The sequence below is a fragment of the Pseudomonas sp. GZJR-8 genome, assembly GCF_002916705.1.
Classification (GTDB): Bacteria; Pseudomonadota; Gammaproteobacteria; order Pseudomonadales; family Pseudomonadaceae; genus Aquipseudomonas; species Aquipseudomonas synxantha_A.
On sequence record NZ_JXSI01000012.1, the window covers coordinates 18729 to 37387 of the forward strand.

General features: G+C 60.2%; 22 protein-coding genes. 12 read left to right on the plus strand and 10 right to left on the minus strand.

The genetic code is table 11. The features are described 5' to 3' along the window. Positions 1–74: 74 nt before the first annotated feature. A complete protein-coding gene (locus TK42_RS21085) occupies positions 75–509 on the minus strand; it encodes a PilZ domain-containing protein (protein ID WP_005786415.1) in 435 nt (144 codons plus the stop codon). Here TK42_RS21085 and TK42_RS21090 point away from each other — a divergent pair. The 5 genes from TK42_RS21090 (at position 508) to cysB (ending at position 4413) form a co-directional block, all read left to right on the plus strand. After that, positions 508–894, plus strand: a complete 387-nt coding sequence (locus tag TK42_RS21090) for a thioredoxin (protein ID WP_103735054.1) — start codon at positions 508–510, stop codon at positions 892–894. The genes TK42_RS21085 and TK42_RS21090 overlap by 2 nt on opposite strands. Continuing rightward, positions 891–1853, plus strand: a complete 963-nt coding sequence (locus TK42_RS21095) for a putative 2-dehydropantoate 2-reductase (RefSeq protein ID WP_103735055.1) — start codon at positions 891–893, stop codon at positions 1851–1853. The genes TK42_RS21090 and TK42_RS21095 overlap by 4 nt, the downstream gene beginning before the upstream one ends. A gap of 15 nt (positions 1854–1868) precedes the next feature. Continuing rightward, entirely contained in the window at positions 1869–2786 is a 918-nt protein-coding gene (locus TK42_RS21100; RefSeq protein WP_005786420.1) for a 5'-nucleotidase, read from the plus strand. 48 nt (positions 2787–2834) lie between these two features. Next, on the plus strand, positions 2835–3335 hold the full coding sequence (locus TK42_RS21105) for a universal stress protein (RefSeq protein WP_032877135.1): 501 nt from the start codon (positions 2835–2837) through the stop codon (positions 3333–3335). A gap of 103 nt (positions 3336–3438) precedes the next feature. Next, positions 3439–4413, plus strand: coding sequence for an HTH-type transcriptional regulator CysB (gene cysB / locus TK42_RS21110; protein WP_005786423.1), 975 nt, complete (start codon positions 3439–3441; stop codon positions 4411–4413). Between the two features lie 5 nt (positions 4414–4418). Here cysB and TK42_RS21115 read toward each other — a convergent pair whose 3' ends face one another. Continuing rightward, positions 4419–4901 (minus strand): GreA/GreB family elongation factor, encoded by a 483-nt coding sequence (locus tag TK42_RS21115; protein ID WP_078820699.1) that lies wholly within the window; start codon positions 4899–4901, stop codon positions 4419–4421. Positions 4902–4906: 5 nt separating this feature from the next. Continuing rightward, positions 4907–5275 (minus strand): hypothetical protein, encoded by a 369-nt coding sequence (locus tag TK42_RS21120; protein ID WP_005786426.1) that lies wholly within the window; start codon positions 5273–5275, stop codon positions 4907–4909. Positions 5276–5407: 132 nt separating this feature from the next. On the opposite strand from TK42_RS21120, the gene earP reads away from it, so the two are divergent. Both earP and TK42_RS21130 read left to right on the plus strand, forming a co-directional pair. Next, entirely contained in the window at positions 5408–6541 is a 1134-nt protein-coding gene (earP, locus tag TK42_RS21125; protein ID WP_103735056.1) for an elongation factor P maturation arginine rhamnosyltransferase EarP, read from the plus strand. Between the two features lie 49 nt (positions 6542–6590). Further along, complete coding sequence (locus tag TK42_RS21130) at positions 6591–7163, plus strand: elongation factor P (RefSeq protein WP_003172723.1); 573 nt, start codon at positions 6591–6593, stop codon at positions 7161–7163. 65 nt (positions 7164–7228) lie between these two features. Here the strand turns inward: TK42_RS21130 and TK42_RS21135 are convergent, their stop codons facing one another. From TK42_RS21135 to TK42_RS21145, 3 genes are all read right to left on the minus strand, one after another. Continuing rightward, complete coding sequence (locus tag TK42_RS21135) at positions 7229–7648, minus strand: organic hydroperoxide resistance protein (protein ID WP_005786430.1); 420 nt, start codon at positions 7646–7648, stop codon at positions 7229–7231. Between the two features lie 167 nt (positions 7649–7815). After that, positions 7816–8268, minus strand: a complete 453-nt coding sequence (locus tag TK42_RS21140; protein WP_005786431.1) for a MarR family winged helix-turn-helix transcriptional regulator — start codon at positions 8266–8268, stop codon at positions 7816–7818. An 80-nt stretch (positions 8269–8348) separates the two neighbouring features. After that, complete coding sequence (locus tag TK42_RS21145) at positions 8349–9299, minus strand: LysR family transcriptional regulator (protein WP_005786433.1); 951 nt, start codon at positions 9297–9299, stop codon at positions 8349–8351. 106 nt (positions 9300–9405) lie between these two features. Here TK42_RS21145 and TK42_RS21150 point away from each other — a divergent pair, with 106 nt between their 5' ends. After that, positions 9406–10155 carry a sulfite exporter TauE/SafE family protein gene (locus TK42_RS21150; protein WP_103735057.1) on the plus strand — a complete coding sequence of 250 codons (750 nt, stop codon included), beginning with the start codon at positions 9406–9408 and terminating at the stop codon, positions 10153–10155. Here TK42_RS21150 and TK42_RS21155 read toward each other — a convergent pair. Then, the gene (locus TK42_RS21155; RefSeq protein ID WP_005786436.1) at positions 10145–11026 is read right to left on the minus strand and encodes a LysR family transcriptional regulator; all 882 of its coding nucleotides are present in this window, start codon (positions 11024–11026) and stop codon (positions 10145–10147) included. The genes TK42_RS21150 and TK42_RS21155 overlap by 11 nt on opposite strands. Positions 11027–11096: 70 nt before the next feature. Between TK42_RS21155 and TK42_RS21160 the strand changes: the two genes are divergently transcribed. After that, on the plus strand, positions 11097–11303 hold the full coding sequence (locus TK42_RS21160) for a DUF1127 domain-containing protein (protein WP_032877129.1): 207 nt from the start codon (positions 11097–11099) through the stop codon (positions 11301–11303). A 45-nt stretch (positions 11304–11348) separates the two neighbouring features. Then, positions 11349–12569: a winged helix-turn-helix domain-containing protein gene (locus TK42_RS21165; RefSeq protein WP_103735120.1), complete on the plus strand. Its 1221-nt coding sequence runs from the start codon at positions 11349–11351 to the stop codon at positions 12567–12569. Here TK42_RS21165 and TK42_RS21170 read toward each other — a convergent pair. Then, positions 12559–13905, minus strand: a complete 1347-nt coding sequence (locus TK42_RS21170) for a class II 3-deoxy-7-phosphoheptulonate synthase (protein ID WP_103735058.1) — start codon at positions 13903–13905, stop codon at positions 12559–12561. The genes TK42_RS21165 and TK42_RS21170 overlap by 11 nt on opposite strands. Positions 13906–14027: 122 nt before the next feature. Here TK42_RS21170 and TK42_RS21175 point away from each other — a divergent pair, with 122 nt between their 5' ends. Continuing rightward, positions 14028–14783 carry a spermidine synthase gene (locus tag TK42_RS21175; protein ID WP_005786442.1) on the plus strand — a complete coding sequence of 252 codons (756 nt, stop codon included), beginning with the start codon at positions 14028–14030 and terminating at the stop codon, positions 14781–14783. 118 nt (positions 14784–14901) lie between these two features. Here TK42_RS21175 and TK42_RS21180 read toward each other — a convergent pair whose 3' ends face one another. Next, entirely contained in the window at positions 14902–15693 is a 792-nt protein-coding gene (locus tag TK42_RS21180) for a crotonase/enoyl-CoA hydratase family protein (RefSeq protein ID WP_005786443.1), read from the minus strand. A gap of 422 nt (positions 15694–16115) precedes the next feature. Between TK42_RS21180 and TK42_RS21185 the strand changes: the two genes are divergently transcribed. Next, positions 16116–17789, plus strand: a complete 1674-nt coding sequence (locus TK42_RS21185; RefSeq protein ID WP_005786445.1) for a DEAD/DEAH box helicase — start codon at positions 16116–16118, stop codon at positions 17787–17789. Between the two features lie 89 nt (positions 17790–17878). Here TK42_RS21185 and TK42_RS21190 read toward each other — a convergent pair whose 3' ends face one another. Then, positions 17879–18646, minus strand: a complete 768-nt coding sequence (locus tag TK42_RS21190; protein WP_103735059.1) for a class III extradiol ring-cleavage dioxygenase — start codon at positions 18644–18646, stop codon at positions 17879–17881. Between the last annotated feature and the right edge of the window lie 13 nt (positions 18647–18659).

The window sequence follows — 18659 nt, forward strand, 5'->3', positions numbered from 1 at the left end:
ACAGCATGATTTGAATACAGGGGGGAGGAACCTTAGCGCGTAACACGGGCCCGCGACAATGGGCAAAGCCCGGTTTAATCCAGCGCCGATTGCACAACGGCCTCATGGGAGAACTCGGCGGCGTGGCGCGACACCCAGTCACGGGCCATGGCTTCCAGTTGCGCAGGTGTTGGCTCGGTGTTTTCGTGCAGGCGACAGTAACGTTCGATCTGGCACACTTGCTCGCCCATTCGGGCACCGAACAAGGCGTGCTCATCGGTAAAGCAAATACCGACGCGATAAGCGTTTTCGCCTTTGCGGCACCAGGCTACATAGCCCGGATAACGGGCGCTGGGCCCCAGGGAGGGGATATGCAGGTCGACCGCCGTGCCTGGGCGCCAGGCTCGCGGCCAATTGCAGGCGACGCCGCCGCGGCCGATAGTGTGCAGGCGTTGACGGGGCAGGGCAGGAGAGGGACGTTGGATCAACTCGACAGCGACATCATCAGGGTGAGGTAAAAAACGACCCATGTACACGGACTCCGAGCGCCGTCCGGTTGACGGCAGTGGCAGCAGTATAGTGAAGGAACTGGAATTGACCGACCTGGATATTGACCAGCAATTGCTGGGATTGCCAGGTATTTCGCTGGTAGTGTTTACCAGTGTCGGCTGCTCCAGTTGCCGTTGGGCACGCCAGCAACTGCCGAGTTGGCTGCTGCCGGTGGACCGCGTGTGCTGGGTTGATGCCGGGCACAATGGCGGTGCAGTCGAACGCTACCAGATCTTTCATTTGCCGGCGTTGTTCCTGGTGTGCGAGGGTCAGTTCCTCGGGCAATTACAGACACGGCTTACGGCATCCGACCTCGCCAAATGTGTAAACCAGGCGCTCACACGCACACCAGAGGATTTGCCATGACAGCCCTTTCATCCCCGTCGCCACGCATTGGCATTATTGGCACGGGTGCCATTGGTGGTTACTACGGCTTGATGCTGGCGCGTGCTGGCTTCGATGTGCATTTCCTGTTGCGCAGCGAATATGCAGCGGTCAGTCAACAGGGCCTGCACGTCAACAGCACGGTGCATGGCCCGTTGCACCTGCATCCGGTTCAGGCCTATGCCTGCGCCGCCGACATGCCTTCATGCGACTGGCTGTTGGTGGGCACCAAATCCACCGGCAACGTGGACCTGGCGCCTACTATCGCCCAGGTCGCGGCGCCGGATGCCAAGGTGGTGCTGCTGCAAAACGGCCTCGATGTGGAGGACAGTCTGCGTGAACATTTGCCAGCGTCGCTGCACCTGCTCGGCGGGCTGTGCTACATCGGCGTGTACCGGTCCGCTCCGGGTGTGGTCGAGCATCAGGCACTGGGCCGGGTCAACCTGGGGTATCACAGCGGTACGGCTGCCAACGATGAGGCGCAGCAAAAGGCAATTGTCGAAGAAGGCGCGGGGCTGTTTCACCGGGCCGGCATCGAGTCCCAGGCCATGGCCAACGTGCATCAGGCGCGCTGGCATAAACTGGTGTGGAACGTGCCGTATAACGGCCTGTCTGTGTTGCTGGGCACGGGAACCAAGGCCATGATGGCGGATGAGTCCAGCCGCGAATTGATCCAGGCCTTGATGGCCGAAGTGGTGCAAGGCGCCCGTGCCTGCGGCCATGAAATTCCCGTCAGCTACGCAGGGCAGATGTTTGCCATGACCGAAACCATGGACGATTACTTGCCCAGCATGTATCACGATCACGTGCATAAGCGCCCATTGGAATTGGCGGCGATCTACGCCCGGCCCCTGGCCGCTGCGAGGGCGGCCGGTTGCGAGCTGCCGCGTATGCAGGCGCTGTTCCAGGCCTTGAGTTTTATTGATCGGCACAATCGCTGATTGGGGGGAGACACCATGGCAAAGGGGTTAGGTGACAAGCTGGTGCTGGCGATTTCTTCGCGGGCGCTGTTCGACCTCAGTGACAGTCACAAGGTCTACCTGGCTGAAGGTGTTGAGGCTTACCGCAAATACCAGATCGAACACGAGGAAGAAACCCTCGAGCCCGGCGATGCCTTCCCGCTGGTCAAAAAACTGCTGAGCCTGAATGCCAGCTTGGGCCGTGCGCGGGTTGAGGTGGTACTGGTGTCGCGCAACAGTGCCGATACCGGGTTGCGGGTGTTCAACTCGATCCAGCATTACGGCCTGGACATTTCGCGCGCCGCTTTTGTCGGCGGGCGTAGTCCTTATCCTTATTTGGCTGCCTTCGGTTGTCATCTGTTTCTCTCCACCCATGCTGAAGATGTGCGCAGCGCCCTGGATGCCGGTTTTGCCGCGGCGACGATTCTGTCGGGCGGTGCGCGTCGGGCTTCGAGCGAAGAACTGCGCATCGCATTCGACGGCGACGCAGTGTTGTTCTCCGACGAGTCCGAGCGTGTCTACCAGGCTGGCGGGCTGGAAGCCTTTCAGGCCAGTGAGCGGGAGTCGGCGCGCCAGCCGTTGCACGGCGGCCCGTTCAAAGGCTTCCTGGCGGCGCTCAACCTGTTGCAGCGCGAGTTTGCCGATGACGCCTGCCCGATCCGCACGGCGCTGGTCACTGCACGTTCGGCGCCGTCCCATGAGCGTGTAATTCGTACGCTGCGTGAGTGGGATATCCGCCTGGACGAGTCGCTGTTTCTCGGGGGGCTGGAAAAATCCGCCTTCCTGGAGGCCTTTGCGGCCGATGTATTTTTTGATGACCAGGCCGGGCATTGCGAGAAAGCCAGGGAGGTGGTGGCCACCGGGCATGTGCCCCATGGCATCAGTAACGAGTTGAGAATCCAGACCGAGAGCTAGCTGCTAAGCTCATTCAATCTCCGCCATCCTGGCAGTCCAGGAGGTTCTATGATTCGTTCGATGTTGTATGCCACGGACCTGGGTTTGTATGCGCCGTACGTGATGCAACATGCGCTGGCGCTGGCGCGAACGTTCAAGGCTGACCTGTATGTGATCCATGTGGTCGAGCCCATCGGGTTGTTCGCCGAATCAGTATTACAGAGCTACCTTGATGAGAAGGCGCTGAGCGAGTGGCAGAGCCAGGGGGTGAGCACGGTCATGGCGACCATCGAACAGCGCGTATTGGACGGCTTTCGCGATGAGTTGGGAGAAGGGGAGCAGGACCTGCAATTGATTCGTTCGGTCAGGGTGATCCAAGGGGATACCTGCGAGGTGATTCTCGACCAACTGCGAAAACTTTCCGTCGACTTGCTGATCGTAGGGAGTCATAGCCAGGCAACCGGCGTGGCCGTGCCCTTGGGGCGCACCGCTGCTCGCGTGTTGCAGCTGTCTCCGGTGCCGGTTTATCTGGTGCCGTCGCTGCAGCGTAGACGCAGCGAAGATAGCTGATCGGTAAAAACGATAAAAAGTTCTAGATTTATCTGTCTAACCTTTAATATAGTTATATATCGTCGCTGATACCCGTGGCGTCTATCTGCTTTGAGGGATTGATATGAAGCTTCAACAACTGCGCTACATCTGGGAAGTGGCGCACCACGACCTCAACGTTTCCGCTACCGCTCAAAGCCTTTACACCTCGCAACCCGGTATCAGCAAGCAGATCCGCCTGCTCGAAGACGAGTTGGGCGTCGAAGTGTTCGCTCGCAGTGGCAAGCACCTGACCCGCGTCACCCCGGCTGGCGAGCGTATCATCACCACCGCTGGCGAGATCTTGCGTAAAGTCGAGAGCATCAAGCAGATCGCCCAGGAATTCTCCAACGAAAAGAAGGGCACCCTGTCGATCGCCACCACCCACACCCAGGCGCGTTATGCATTGCCGCCGGTGATTCGCGATTTCATCAAGCAATACCCAGACGTAGCCCTGCACATGCACCAGGGCTCACCGATGCAGATCGCCGAGATGGCCGCTGATGGCACCGTCGATTTTGCCATCGCCACCGAGGCCCTGGAGCTGTTCGGCGACCTGGTGATGATGCCGTGCTACCGCTGGAACCGCTGCGTGGTCGTGCCCCAGGGGCACCCCTTGGCCAAGCTGCCGAAGCTGACGCTGGAAGCCCTGGCCGAATACCCGATTGTGACTTATGTATTTGGGTTTACCGGTCGTTCGAAGCTCGACGAAGCGTTCAGTCATCGTGGTCTGACGCCAAAAGTGGTGTTCACCGCGGCGGATGCCGACGTGATCAAAACTTATGTTCGCCTGGGCCTGGGCGTCGGGATCGTCGCCAAGATGGCGGTCGACACCAACCTCGACAAAGACCTGGTGGTGCTGGATGCCAGCGAATTGTTCGAGTCGAGCGTGACCAAGATCGGCTTCCGTCGCGGCACCTTCCTGCGGGGGTTCATGTGCGATTTCATCGAGAAATTCGCACCGCACCTGACCCGCGAAGTCATGGCCAAGGCGATCCAGTGCCACAACAAGCAAGAGCTGGAAGATTTGTTCGACGGCGTTGAATTGCCCGTCCACTGAGTGATTTATCGGGCCTCGGTAACCGTAAAGTGTTGCCGGGCGCCTGCCACCAGAATCTCTACCTCATCGCCTTCAAACTTGCCGAGCAGGCTTTTGCCCAGGGGCGAGCGCGGGGTGATGACGGTCACCGGTTGCCCGACCACATCGACTTTCAACCCTGCCGCATCCGGCGCCAAAAATAGCCATTGCTGGCGACCGTTCTCGTCTTCCAGGCCCAGCAGCGCACCGACTTCTATCCCGCGTTGTTCATCGTACCCTCGCAACTGAAGGTTCTGGCACAGCGTCAGCGATTGCTTGATCTCCTCGACTCGCTTGGCCTGCCCGGCCGCCAGGTATGACGCCTCCAACCCCAGGGTGTCGTATTTGTTCTCGGCGATGTTTTCTTCGTGGGTCGCGGTTTCGTAGGCAGTCTGCGCGGCGCGTTGGGCAATATCGAGGTCGGCGGTGAGTTTTTCCAGGATCAACTGGAGGACGGCGTGTTTATTCATGGTCTTCAATCGCAAAATTGCAGGACATTGGCCCGAGTCTTTTCACTGGGGGCGTTCTGGTCCTGTTGCAGCCAGAACTGGCATTTGGGGTTGGACAGGTTGCGCGCATTACTGCGGGCCTGGTCCAGGGCCTGTTGTTGTTCCTGCTTTTGCAGGTTTTGTTGATACTGTTCGAACATGCGGTTCGGTGGCTGCGGCACAACTGCGGCCGGCTCGCCCAACTGCTGAACCGCCTGGGCCACGGGTGCCAGGCTTTGGGGAAACAGATAGCGAGTTGCCAGCCAGGCGGTCAGCGCAATGGCGATAAACCCCAGCCACACGCCTGCGGCAATGGCGATGCACAGCTTGAACAGTGACAGCTGACGGTCGGACATGATGGCCTCCTTGCAGACATTGACGGCGTGGTGCCGATTGTCGCACAGCCGCCGTGCAGAATAATCGCGATCAAGCCTTCTGCATCAGCGCATTTATGCGGACAATCGAGCCTTTGGACGATGGAGCCCGGAATGAAAGCCCGCTGGGATATTTTTTGCAGCGTCGTCGACAACTACGGCGACATCGGCGTGACCTGGCGCCTGGCCCGACAGTTGGTGGCGGAGCATGGTTGTGAGGTGCGCTTGTGGGTCGATGACCTGCGGGCGTTCGAGCGCATGTGCCCGCACATTGATGTGCAGATGGACCAGCAATGGCAAGAGGGCGTAGAGGTGCGGCACTGGCCGGCCGAGTGGCCGGGCGCGCAGTCGGCCGATGTGGTGATTGCTGCATTCGCCTGCCAGCTGCCGCCGCACTACATGGAGCGCATGGCCGAGCGTGAGCGCCCGCCGTTGTGGATGAACCTGGATTACCTCAGCGCAGAAGACTGGGTGGTGGGTTGTCATCGCCTGCCTTCGGTGAAGTTCAAGGGGGTGCAGAAGTACTTTTTCTTCCCCGGCTTTCGTCCTGGTACCGGTGGTTTGCTGCGTGAAGCCGGGTTGGTGGAGCGACGCCAGGCTTTTCAGCAGGATGACGTTGCGCAACGACAATTCCTGCAGAGCCTGGGCGTGTCTCCTGTGGGCGGGGCACGATTGATCTCATTGTTTGCCTATGAGAATCCTGGGCTGGCCGGTTGGCTGGACGTGCTCGCCAAGGATGGGCGTGCCACTCACTTGCTGGTGCCGGAAGGGCGAATTCTGGGGGATGTGCAACGCTGGTTGGGCGTGACCAGCCTGTCGGCGGGAGACATCCAGGTACGCGGGGCGCTGACGGTGCAGGTCATTGCATTCATGCGCCAGGAGCAATATGACCATTTGCTGTGGTGTTGCGAGTTCAACGCCGTGCGCGGTGAGGATTCCTTCGTGCGCGCCCAATGGGCGGGGAGGCCGTTGCTGTGGCATATCTACCGCCAGGATGAAGACATCCACCTGGACAAACTGGATGCCTTCCTTGAGTTGTACACCGCTGCACTCTCGCCTGCCGCCAAAGCGGCTGTCTTTGCGCTTTGGCAAGCCTGGAACGCTGATGGCGACATGGCACAGTCCTGGAAAATGCTGCTGGAACACTGGCCCGAGGTGAATGAGCACGCGCAGAACTGGTGTCTGGAACAAGGCTTGCAGGCCGATCTTGCGACGGCGCTGGTACAGTTTTATGAAAGTTGGATATGATACGCCACCTTGATTTTTGTAAATCCCATCCAAATTTCGGATATATGCAATGAAAACTGGTAAAGAACTGAAACCCGGTACAGTGATCCGTCTCGAAAACGACCCTTGGCTGGTTCAGAAAGCTGAGTTCACCAAGTCTGGTCGTAACAGCGCAATCATGAAGACCAAGCTGAAGAACCTGCTGACCGGTTACAAGACCGAGATCGTCTACAGCGCTGACGACAAACTGGACGACGTGATCCTCGACCGCAAGGAAGCGACCCTGTCCTTCATCAGCGGCGACACCTACACGTTCATGGACACCACCGACTACACCATGTACGAGCTGAACGCTGAAGATATCGAAGCCGTTCTGCCGTTCATCGAAGAAGGCATGGAAGACGTCTGCGAAGCGATTTTCTTCGAAGAGCGCCTGGTGTCCGTAGAGCTGCCGACTACCATCGTGCGTAAGGTTGCCTACACCGAAGGTTCCGCTCGCGGCGACACTTCGGGCAAGGTGATGAAGCCTGCCAAGCTGAGCAACGGTACCGAACTGCAAGTGGCCGATTTCATCGAAATCGACGACCTGATCGAGATCGACACCCGCGAAGGTGGTTCGTACAAAGGTCGCGCCAAGAAGTAATTCTGGCCCCGCCGGTACGCAAAAAGCCCGACCTGGTGTCGGGCTTTTTTGTGGGCGTCTGTTTATCAGACTGTTACATGCAAGCGCACATCCACGTTGCCACGGGTGGCGTTGGAATAAGGGCATACCTGGTGGGCGGCGTCGACCAGGCTTTGCGCATCCTCCTGGGCCAGGCCCGGCAGGCTGACGTGCAGGTCGATGTCCAGGCCGAAACCGCCGGGGATCTGACCGATGCCAACGTGGGCGGTGATAGAGGCGTCATCCGGGATTTTGCGTTTGGTCTGGCTGGCGACAAATTTCAGCGCCCCGATAAAGCAAGCGGAGTAGCCCGCGGCGAACAGTTGCTCCGGGTTGGTAGCCTGGCCACCAGCACCGCCCAGTTCCTTGGGGGTGGAGAGTTTGACGTCGAGGATGTTATCGCTGGAAACAGCGCGACCATCACGGCCGCCAGTGGCGGTGGCTACAGCGGTATAGAGCGTTTGCATGGGGCGTTCCTCTTTGATTGTTAGCGCTAAATATTTGCGCGCCAAGTAGTTGGTGGAGCCAATGTATAGCGCTAATGTTTTGCGCGCAAGATAAATGTTTTTGACTTGCTGAAATTTAATGTGGGAGGGCGCACGGCCCCTCCCACATTCAAGTGATTTGCTGTTTTCTAAATAGCGCTTTGCAGATTGCCGCGCAACGCGATCAGGTCGGCTTGCAGCTTGCGCAATTGCGCAAGCTGCATCCCGCTGGCGCCCAGGATGCATTGGGGCACATCCTTGGCCTTGCCCTGCAAGGCACGCCCGGCGTCGGTCAGCTCTACCACCACCACCCGCTCATCTTCGCGGCTACGGGTGCGGCTAAGCAGGCCCTCGGCTTCCAGGCGTTTGAGTAATGGCGTGAGTGAACCGGGGTCCGTCAGCAGGCGGCTGCTGATTTCGCTGACGGTCAAACCATCCTCTTCCCACAGCACCATCATGGCCAGGTACTGCGGGTAGGTCAGGCCGAGCGCCTGGAGCAAGGGTTTGTACACCTTTGTCATCAGCAACGAGGTGGAATGCAAGGCGAAGCACAGCTGATTGTCCAGCAGCAGCGATTGGCAGGGATCAGGGTTTTTACTCATTGGGGTGCCTCGTAAAAGCGTGTCTGCGCTGGAATCTAGCGGGCAAATCTTTAATGCGCCAGGTAATTTTGCCAGGCGGGTCAGATCAGGCCGCTTTGCAAGGCCAAATCCCAAGGCGGCACTGGGCTGAAGCGCGACTTGAGGTATTCAAGGAGTAATCGGCTACGGGCGTTGGGTTGTTGTTCCAGGCGCAGCGCATAAATGCCGGCGGTCTCCGGGCTGGGCAGGCCGTTTTCACAAAACAGCGGCAGCAGCTCACCCCGTACCAGGTATTCACTGGCAAGCCAGGTAGGCAAATGCGCGATGCCCAGCCCCGCCAGCGCACCGCTGAGCAGGGCCTCAGCGTTGTTGGCGCTCAGGCGGATACGCCGCGGACGATAAGTGGTGCGGCGCCCGTCGTGCTCAAAGCGCCAGGCAAACATCGGCGCCAGGCCATCCCAGTCAAGGCCGTCATGCTCGCTCAGTTCTCGAGGATGGGTCGGTGTGCCGCGGCTCTTCAAGTAGGCCGGGCTGGCACAGGCGATACGCACGATGCTCGCCAGCGGGGTAGCGATCAACCGCGTGTCTACGATATGCCCGGCGCGCAGCACCAGGTCGACCTTGCCCAGGTGTGCGCCCTGCATATCGACAAAGCTGTCGATCAGGTGCAGGTGCACGTCCAGGCCCGGGTACACGTTCAAAAAATCCGCAATCACCGGTGCCAGGTGCCGTCGACCGAATGCCGCAGGTGCATCCACCCGGATCAAGCCTTCCGGCGCGTGGCTCAGGGACACTGCTTCCGCCCGCGCCAGTTGCAACTCACTGACGATCCGCCGGGCCCGTTCGGCAAAGGCCAAACCCGCCGGTGTCGGCAGCACCGCATGGGTGCTGCGCTGGAACAGCTGGCTGCCCACTGAGCTTTCCAGGCTGTCGATACGCCTAGCCACCGCGGAGGGCGTCAGCGGATGGCGCCGTGCGGCGGCGGAAAAGCTGCCGGTTTCCAATACGTCCAGAAACAGGCCCAGTTGTTCGGTGAGGGTATTGGGGTTCATTGGCTAGCGCTTGTGCGAGATTGGCATAGCCATTGTGCGTTGCTGTGCGTTTCCGCGCTAGAGCCGACTGCGTAGCATGCAAGGCTTGGGATGACGGAGTAGTGCGGTGTTGGATTTAGTGATGTACCTGATATTGGGCGCGGCCCTGGGCACGGTGGGTGGGCTGTTTGGCATTGGCGGCGGGCTGATTGCTATCCCGGTGCTGGGCGTGCTGTTCGGCCTGGATCAGCAGATCGCCCAGGGCACCGCCTTGGTCATGGTGGTGCCCAATGTGATGCTTGCCCTGTGGCGCTATCACCAGCGTAATCGCATCGAGTTGCGTCACGCCTTGCCATTGGGCGTGATGGGATTCTGCTTTGCCTGGCTGGGATCTATCTGGGCGGTGGGGCTGGATGCGGGCGCAATGCGTATCGGCTTTATTGCGTTCCTGGTGGCGTTGTCGGCCTACAACCTGCTGCGCATGTTCACCCGCAACGCACCGCCCACGGCGCAGATGCGCTATTCATGGCCGTGGCTTGGGGTATTGGGTGCGGCGTCCGGCTCCATGGGCGGATTATTCGGCGTGGGTGGCGCGGTGGTCGCCACGCCGGTACTCACCAGTGTGTTCGGCACCACCCAAGTGGTTGCCCAAGGCTTATCGTTGGCCTTGGCGCTGCCCAGCACCAGCGTGACCCTGGTCACTTATGCCTGGCACCACGAGGTGGACTGGATGATCGGCCTGCCACTGGCGGTAGGTGGCCTGCTCAGTATCAGTTGGGGTGTGAAAGCCGCGCACGCCATGCCGGAGCGCCTGTTGCGCGGCCTGTTCTGTGGTTTTTTAGTGGTGTGCGCGGTGATGCTGACCTTTAAAGTTTGAAGCCTTCAACGATGTACTCCGCCAGGCATTCCGTGATCGGCGACGTCATCTGCGGGTTGCGCAGCAAGCGCAGATTCATCGACGGCAGCGGGGGAAAGCCTTCTTCGCTGCCAAGCACTCGCAGGTCGTCGGTGATCAGGCTTTCCATGCTGACCATCGCCGCCAGGCCAGCACTGACCACCGCCTGGATCGCCGCGCCGTTGGAGCTGTGATAGGCCAGGCGATAATCCCGTCCGGCCGCATCCAGTGCGGCGCGTGCCCAATGGGTGTACAGGCAGTCATCGCCGGAAATCGCCAGTGGCAGGGCATCGTGCTCATCGACACAGAAGCACGGTGACGCAGCCCACACCATGCGTTCAGTGCGTAACAGCTCACCGATATCATTACCGGGCTCGCGGCTAATGACGGTCAGCGCCAGGTCCCGCCGTTGCATCAATACAGACGACGCCTCGCAGTGCATCTCAAGCTGAATCAGTGGGTAAGCTTTGGAAAACTGCTTCAGGATTCCCGGCAAAAAACGCATGACGTAGTCATCCGGCGTGCCGATGCGTACCAGCCCCACCATATGTGGCTCGCGCAGGGTATTGAACACCTCGCTGTGCAGTTTCAGGATGCGCCGCGCATACCCCAGCAGCACCTGGCCTTCGGGCGTGAGCCGCACTTGTCGGCCGTCACGCTCGAACAGCTTGCGCTGCAACACATCCTCCTCCAGGCGTTTCATCTGCATGCTCACCGCCGATTGAGTGCGGTTGACCAGCTCACCGGCGCGGGTAAAGCCGCCTTGGTCAGCAATGGCCACGAAGGTGCGTAGCACGTCAGTGTCGATACTCGGGTAGCCGGACAATGGATCAATCTCCGAGATGTATTGCATAAGAAACATTCGTTGGATTGATCATAGCGGCAGGCACACACTTTCGTCATCCCTACTGGAGGGCGAGAAGATGAAAGGTCAAAAAGGTTTTGTATTACTGAATAAGTGGTGGTTTGCCGGTCTGTTTAATAGGGTTGCGCGTTGGCAGTTGTTGCATCAAGAGCGCAATATGCTGGCGACGTTGAGCGATGACGCACTCAAGGATATCGGGCTCAACCGCGCCGACGTCGAGCAGGAAAGCCATCGGCATTTCTGGGAAGACCCGCTGCGAAAGTAAGCCAGGATGCAGTAGGGTAGGGAGCGAGCTTTTATGGAGATTGCCATGCCCGCCGACCTGTCCTTTTCACTCAAGCAAGCTCGACGCATGGCGCTGGCCGCCCAGGGTTTCTCGGGGCGCCAGGCGCCTGCCCAGATAAAAGCTGCGCACCTCAACCGGCTGATCGAACGCCTGGGCGTTATACAAATCGACTCGGTCAACGCATTGGTGCGTTCCCACTACCTGCCGTTGTTCTCCCGCCTTGGCCAGTACACTCCGTTGCTCCTTGAGCAAGCAGCCTGGAGCCAGGGGCGGCGGCGTTCATTGTTCGAGTATTGGGGGCATGAGGCGTCGCTGTTGCCGATGGCGATGTACCCGCTGATGCGCTGGCGCATGGAGCGGGCCAGGCAAGGGCAGGGCATCTATGCGCAGATGGCGCGTTTTGGCCGTGAGCAGCAGGCGACTATTCGGCGTGTGTTGCACAGCGTCGAGCAACAGGGCGCCTTGGGTGCGGGCAGTTTGTCGACCCGAGAGGAGCGTGCTGGGCCCTGGTGGGATTGGAGTGATGAGAAGCACGCACTGGAATGGCTGTTCGCCGCCGGTTTGGTCACCGTCGCGGGGCGCCGGGGTTTTGAGCGACTGTATGATTTGCCGGAGCGTGTGATCCCGGGCGAGATTCTTCAAACGTCCATGAGCGAGGCTCAAGCCCAGCGCGGCTTGCTGATGCAAAGCGCAACGGCGCTGGGTATCGCCACCGAAAAGGACCTGCGCGATTATTTCCGCCTCGACCCCGCGGACAGCCGCCCGCGCTTGGCCGAACTGGTCGAGGACGGGCAGTTGCTGACGTGCCAGGTGCAAGGCTTCAAGCAACCAGCGTACTGTCTGCCGGAGCCCAAAGTGCCACGCAAAGTGCCGGCGAGTGCCTTGCTGTCACCGTTCGATTCATTGATATGGGAGCGCAGCCGCACCGAGCGTTTGTTCGATTTCCGCTATCGACTGGAGATCTACACCCCGCAAGACAAGCGGGTGTATGGCTACTACGTGCTGCCGTTTTTGCACAATGAGCGGATCGCTGCGCGCGTCGACCTGCGGGCCGAGCGTGCCCACGGGCGGCTGGCGGTGCATGCAGTGCACGAAGAAGAATCGGGGCTGGATGACGAAGGCATGTTGGCGCTGGCCGTCAACCTGCGGCGAATGGCCGCCTGGCTGGGGCTGGAGCAGGTCCAGCTCAATTGCCAGCGACCCGATGCCGCCCGATTAAGGGCGGCGATGTTGATCAGCGTTTGACCTGTTTCAAGGTCTCGGCAATCAGAAACGCCAGCTCCAGCGACTGATCGGCATTCATCCGTGGGTCGCAATGGGTGTGATAGCGGTCCGACAGCCCGTCTTCGGTAATCGGCCGTGCGCCGCCGATGCATTCGGTGACGTTCTGCCCGGTCATCTCGATATGAATACCGCCGGCGTAGCTGCCTTCGGCGTGGTGCACCTGAAAGAACTCCTTCACTTCGCCGAGGATTTGCGCAAAGTCGCGGGTCTTGTAGCCGCTGCTGGCCTTGATGGTGTTGCCGTGCATCGGATCGGAGCTCCACAGCACCTGCTTGCCCTCGCGCTGTACGGCGCGGATCAGGTTGGGCAAGTGGTCGCCGACTTTGCCTGCGCCCATGCGCGCAATCAGGTTGAGGCGACCAGGGTCATTGTTCGGGTTAAGGATATCAATCAGGCGGATCAGATCGTCCGGGTTCATGCTCGGCCCGACTTTCACGCCGATCGGGTTGTTCACCCCGCGCAGGAATTCGACGTGGGCGCCGTCCAACTGGCGTGTACGGTCGCCGATCCACAGCATATGGGCCGAGCAGTCGTAGTAGTCGTTGGTCAGGCTGTCGCGGCGCACGAAGGCTTGTTCATAGTTGAGCAGCAACGCTTCGTGGGCGGTGAAGAAGCTGGTTTCGCGCAATCGCGGCGAGCTGTCCATGCCACAGGCGCGCATGAAGGCCAGGGTCTCGTCGATGCGGTCGGCCAGTTGGCTGTACTTCTCGGCCAGGGCTGAGTTGGCGATAAAGTCCAGGTTCCACTTGTGCACCTGGTGCAGGTCGGCGAACCCCCCTTGGGCAAACGCGCGTAGCAGGTTGAGGGTGGCGGTGGACTGGTGGTAGGACTGCAACAGGCGGTCCGGGTCCGGCACACGGCTTTTTTCATCGAAGCCGATGCCGTTGACGATGTCGCCACGGTAGGCAGGCAGGGTGATACCGTCGATGGTCTCATCGTTGGACGAGCGCGGTTTGGCAAACTGGCCGGCCATGCGTCCGACTTTCACCACCGGGCAACCGGCAGCGAAGGTCATGACAATCGCCATCTGCAGCAGCACCTTGAAGGTGTCGCGGATTTTTGCCGCGGAGAACTCGGCAAAACTCTCGGCACAATCGCCACCTTGCAGGAGGAAGGCGCGGCCTTGGGTCACTTCGGCAAACTGGCGACGCAACTCACGGGCTTCCCCGGCAAACACCAGCGGCGGGTAGCTGGCCAGGTTCTGCTCCACCTGCAACAGGTGTGCAGCGTCCGGATACTGGGGTTGTTGCTGGATTGGCAGGGCGCGCCAGCTGTCGGGGCTCCAAGGTTGGCTCATCATGAACTCGATTGGGTGATTGACGGATAACGCTGATGTTATCAGCAATTAGTGCGTGACCTGTTGCTGCCGGTTGGCCGACAATCGCGCCTTTGCCAAGCGGTAACCCCTTAGGAGTAGTGATGACCGAGGAGCGTGTCGAGCGCCTGCTGGCCGAAGTCCATGATGATTTCGGCATGATCCGTGTGCTCGAAGTAGCCGATTACCGCTTTCTCGAATTCGGCGACGCCATCGAGCAAAGCTGCGTGTTCACCGCCGACCCTAGCTGGTTGGAGTATGACTACACCCGGGCCATGTTGATCGGTGCGCTGTGCCATGAGCAGCCGGAGAGCGCGTTGTTCCTCGGTTTGGGCGCGGGCACGTTGACCCAGGCATGCCTCAGGTTTCTGCCTTTGGAAGACGTCGAGGCCATTGAACTGCGCCCTGATGTACCGCGCCTGGCCATCGAATACCTGGGGCTCGATGACGACCCGCGCTTGTACATTCGAGTGGGGGACGCCCTGCAATTGCTCGATACCGCTGAATCGGCCGACCTGATCTTCGTCGACCTCTACACCGATGTCGGCCCCGGTGTAGGGCATCTGGCCTGGACCTTTCTGGAAAGCTGCCAGAAGAAACTCAACCCCGGCGGCTGGCTGGTGATCAACCAGTGGGCCACCGATGATGGTAAACCGCTGGGCGCGGCATTGCTGCGTGGGTTGTATCACCGACACTACTGGGAGCTGCCGGTGAAGGAGGGCAATGTGATTCTGCTGGTGCCTTCCGAGCTGGATCAGGAACTGGACCTCGATGCCCTGTCAGCCCGCGCCGAAGCCTTGGCGCCGCGATTGGGGTACTCGTTGCAGCCGTTGATCAAGGCTATTCGGCCGGCGACCTAGTTGTCTGTTCCGGCGCGATCGGGAGCAAGCCCCCTCCCACATTCGACCGCATTTCAGATCCGTTTACACGTACACATGTGGGAGGGGGCTTGCCCCCGATCGCGTCGGTATTGCCAACTCAAATCCCCTTGAACACCCCCGGTCGCTTCTCGATCATCGCCCGCACACCTTCCTTGGCATCCTCGCTGTTGAGCAATTTATCCACCATGGGTGGCAGGGCGGCGGCTGCGACAGCTTCGCCTTCCATGCGCGCCAGACGCGCCGACATCAACGTCGCCTGCACGCCAAGCGGCGCCTGACGAGCAATGCGGTTGGCCAGTTCGATGGCGCGGGGCAACAGGTCTTCACTGGCCATTACTTCCTGTACCAGGCCCAGGCGCAGGGCTTCATGGGCGTCGAACTCGTCTCCGGTAAGCAGCCAGCGCATCGCATTGCCCCAGCCCGCGATCTGGTGCAAGCGCATTGTCGCGCCGCCAAACGGAAAGATCCCACGTTGCACTTCCATCTGTGCAAAGCGTGTATTGCTGGCGCAGAGGTTGATATCCGCCGCCAGCATCAACTCGATACCAATGGTCAGGCAGTAGCCCTGGGCCGCGACGATCACCGGTTTGCTGACCCTGGGCCCTGCGAATACGCCCCAGGGATCGCACCCGCCCAGCGGCGGTTGCCAGCCGCCCGCCATCACGCCGCTGACATTGGCCAAGTCCAGCCCCGCCGTGAAGTGATCGCCGTGGGCAAATACCACGGCCACCCGGGCGTCATCGTTTCGATCAAATTCGCCATAGGCCAGGCTCAGCTCATTGAGTAAATCCAGATCGAAGGCATTGCGTTTGGCCACGCGGTCCAGGCCCAGCAACAGAACATGGCCCTCAAGTGCACGGCTGACGCGGCTACTGCTGGCTTGTTTCATCGGGTGTGCCCTCGGGCGCGGGTAGGGTTTCAGACCGAAGGGCCTGAGTGGGTGGGTGAACCGTTTAAGCTTGATGACCAGCAGGGCCGGGCCTTTGAAAAATAGACCCTGGCGCACAGATCTGCAAAGCCCGCGACGCAGCGCGGTTTATCAGTGCGCTGCGATAAAAAAAGCTCCCTTTTTCAGCTATTTCCGGTATAGTGCGCGCCGGCCTTTAACCGGGCCGCGTTTAGGTAGCGCAATTCCCCGAAGTCAGCTTCGGCTGCACGTCCGCACAGCGGACTCTCCCTTGACGAATCTTTTTCATTCATTCGTTTTCGCAAATCCCCGCCGACAAAGCAGCCAGGGCGACTCTTGAGTCTCAACACGGCATGCGCAGCTTTGGAGCATGGGTCTTTGCGGATGCACTTAGAGGCAGACCCATGACCCAGGAAACCGGCGGCTTCGCCGCTTTTAATCTTAACCCGAACATTCTCGCCGCTGTCATCGCGACTGGCTACGAAGAACCTTCGGCTATTCAGCAGCAATCGATCCCGATCATCATGGCCGGCCAGGACATGATTGGCCAGGCGCAAACCGGTACCGGTAAAACCGCCGCGTTCGCCCTGCCTATTTTGCATTGCATCGATCCTGCCAAGCGCGAGCCGCAAGCCCTGATCCTGGCGCCGACCCGAGAGTTGGCGCTGCAAGTAGCAACCGCTTTTGAAACCTACGCCAAGCAAATGCCAGGCGTAACCGTTGTGGCCGTTTACGGCGGCGCGCCGATGGGCCCACAACTCAAGGCTATCCGTAACGGCGCACAGATCGTTGTCGCCACCCCGGGCCGTCTGTGCGACCACCTGCGTCGTGACGAGAAAGTCCTGTCGACCGTGAACCACCTGGTTCTGGACGAAGCTGACGAAATGTTGAAGCTGGGCTTTATGGATGACCTGGAAGTCATCTTCAAGGCACTGCCACCGACCCGTCAGACCGTATTGTTCTCGGCTACCCTGCCGCAGTCGATCCGTGCCATTGCCGAACGCCACCTGCGCGATCCGCAACACGTGAAGATCCAGACCAAGACCCAGACCGTTACCGCGATCGAACAGGCTCACCTGTTGGTTCACGCTGACCAGAAGACCTCGGCTGTATTGAGCCTGCTGGAAGTCGAAGACTTCGACGCCCTGATCATGTTCGTGCGCACCAAGCAAGCGACCCTGGACCTGGCCAGTGCCCTGGAAGCCAAAGGCTACAAAGCCGCTGCGCTGAACGGTGACATCGCCCAGAACCAACGTGAGCGCGTGATCGACTCCCTCAAGGATGGCCGTCTGGACATCGTTGTGGCGACCGACGTTGCTGCCCGTGGCCTCGACGTTCCACGTATCACCCACGTGTTCAACGTTGACATGCCGTACGATCCAGAGTCCTACGTTCACCGTATCGGCCGTACCGGCCGTGCGGGTCGCGAAGGTCGTGCACTGCTGCTGGTGACTCCGCGCGAGCGCCGCATGCTGCAAGTGATCGAGCGTGTCACCGGTCAGAAAGTTGCCGAAGTACGCCTGCCGGATGCCCAGGCCGTTCTTGATGCTCGCATCAAGAAATTGACCAACAGCCTGGCGCCATTGGTGGCTGACGCTGAATCGACCCACGGCGACCTGCTGGACCGCCTGACCGCCGATATCGGTTGCACCCCGCGTGCCCTGGCTGCAGCCCTGCTGCGCAAAGCGACCAATGGTCAAGCCCTGACCCTGGCTGCCATCGAGAAAGAGCGCCCACTGGTACCGAACAACGCCCCGCGCGGTGATCGTCCAGAGCGTTCCGGCGACCGTCCAGAACGTGGCGATCGTGAGCGTCGTGCTCCGGTTCCATTGGCTGAAGGTCGTGCTCGTTGCCGTACCGCGCTGGGTGCACGTGACGGTATCGCTGCCAAGAACCTGCTGGGCGCTATCCTCAACGAGGGTGGCCTGGCGCGTGAAGCCATCGGTCGCATCCAGGTACGTGACAGCTTCTCCCTGGTGGAGCTGCCGGAGGATGGCCTGGAAAAACTGCTGGCCAAGCTCAAAGACACTCGCGTTGCCGGTAAGCAGCTCAAACTGCGTCGCTACCGCGAAGATTGATCCGCCTCTGGGCTGATTGATCGCACATAAAAAATCCCCGACTGGTTCGGGGATTTTTTTTGCCTGGGATTTCAGGCTGTGCATCTGCGTTAGCCAAAGCGGTAGATGTCCATGCCCAAGGCGCCGAGGGTGAAGCCCTGATGTGCCACGCTGAAATCACCTCCGGCACCCCGCGCAAAGTACAGCGGCAACAAATGCTCGTCGCTGGGGTGGCTGCGCACTGCATGGGGCGCCAGGAGGCGATAGTCATGCAAGGCTGTTTCGTCACCGGCAGCGAGTTTTTCGACCACCCAGTCGCGAAAGGCTAGCGCCCATGGCGTGATGGTTTCCGGCCCGGCGCGCCAGTCCAGCTCACCGAGATTATGGGTGATGCTGCCGGAGCCGATCAGTAGCACACCTTGATCGCGCAGGCTGCAGAGGGCGTGTCCAACCCGGGTTTGAAAAGCCGGGCCCATGCGGCTTGGCAGGGAGACTTGCACCACCGGAATATCCGCCGCCGGGTACATCAGCGACAGGGGCACCCAGGTGCCATGGTCGAAGGGCCGTTGGTTGTCGACGCGTGCAGTCAGGCCGTCAGCCTGCAATAACTCGACAATTTCATTTGCCAGCTGTGGATCACCCGGCGCAGGGTATTGCACCGCAAACAGTTCGCGAGGGAAGCCGCCGAAGTCGTGCCAGGTTTCGGGCGCGGCGCTGCCACTCACCAGTAACTCGTGGCTTTCCCAATGCGCCGATACCACCATAATCGCCTTGGGCCGTGGCAACGCGGCTGCCAGGGCCTGCAGCGCCGGGCCGCTGGCACCGGGTTGCAGGGCCAGCATCGGGGAGCCATGGGAGATAAACAGGCTGGGGAGCATAAGAGGGGTCCTG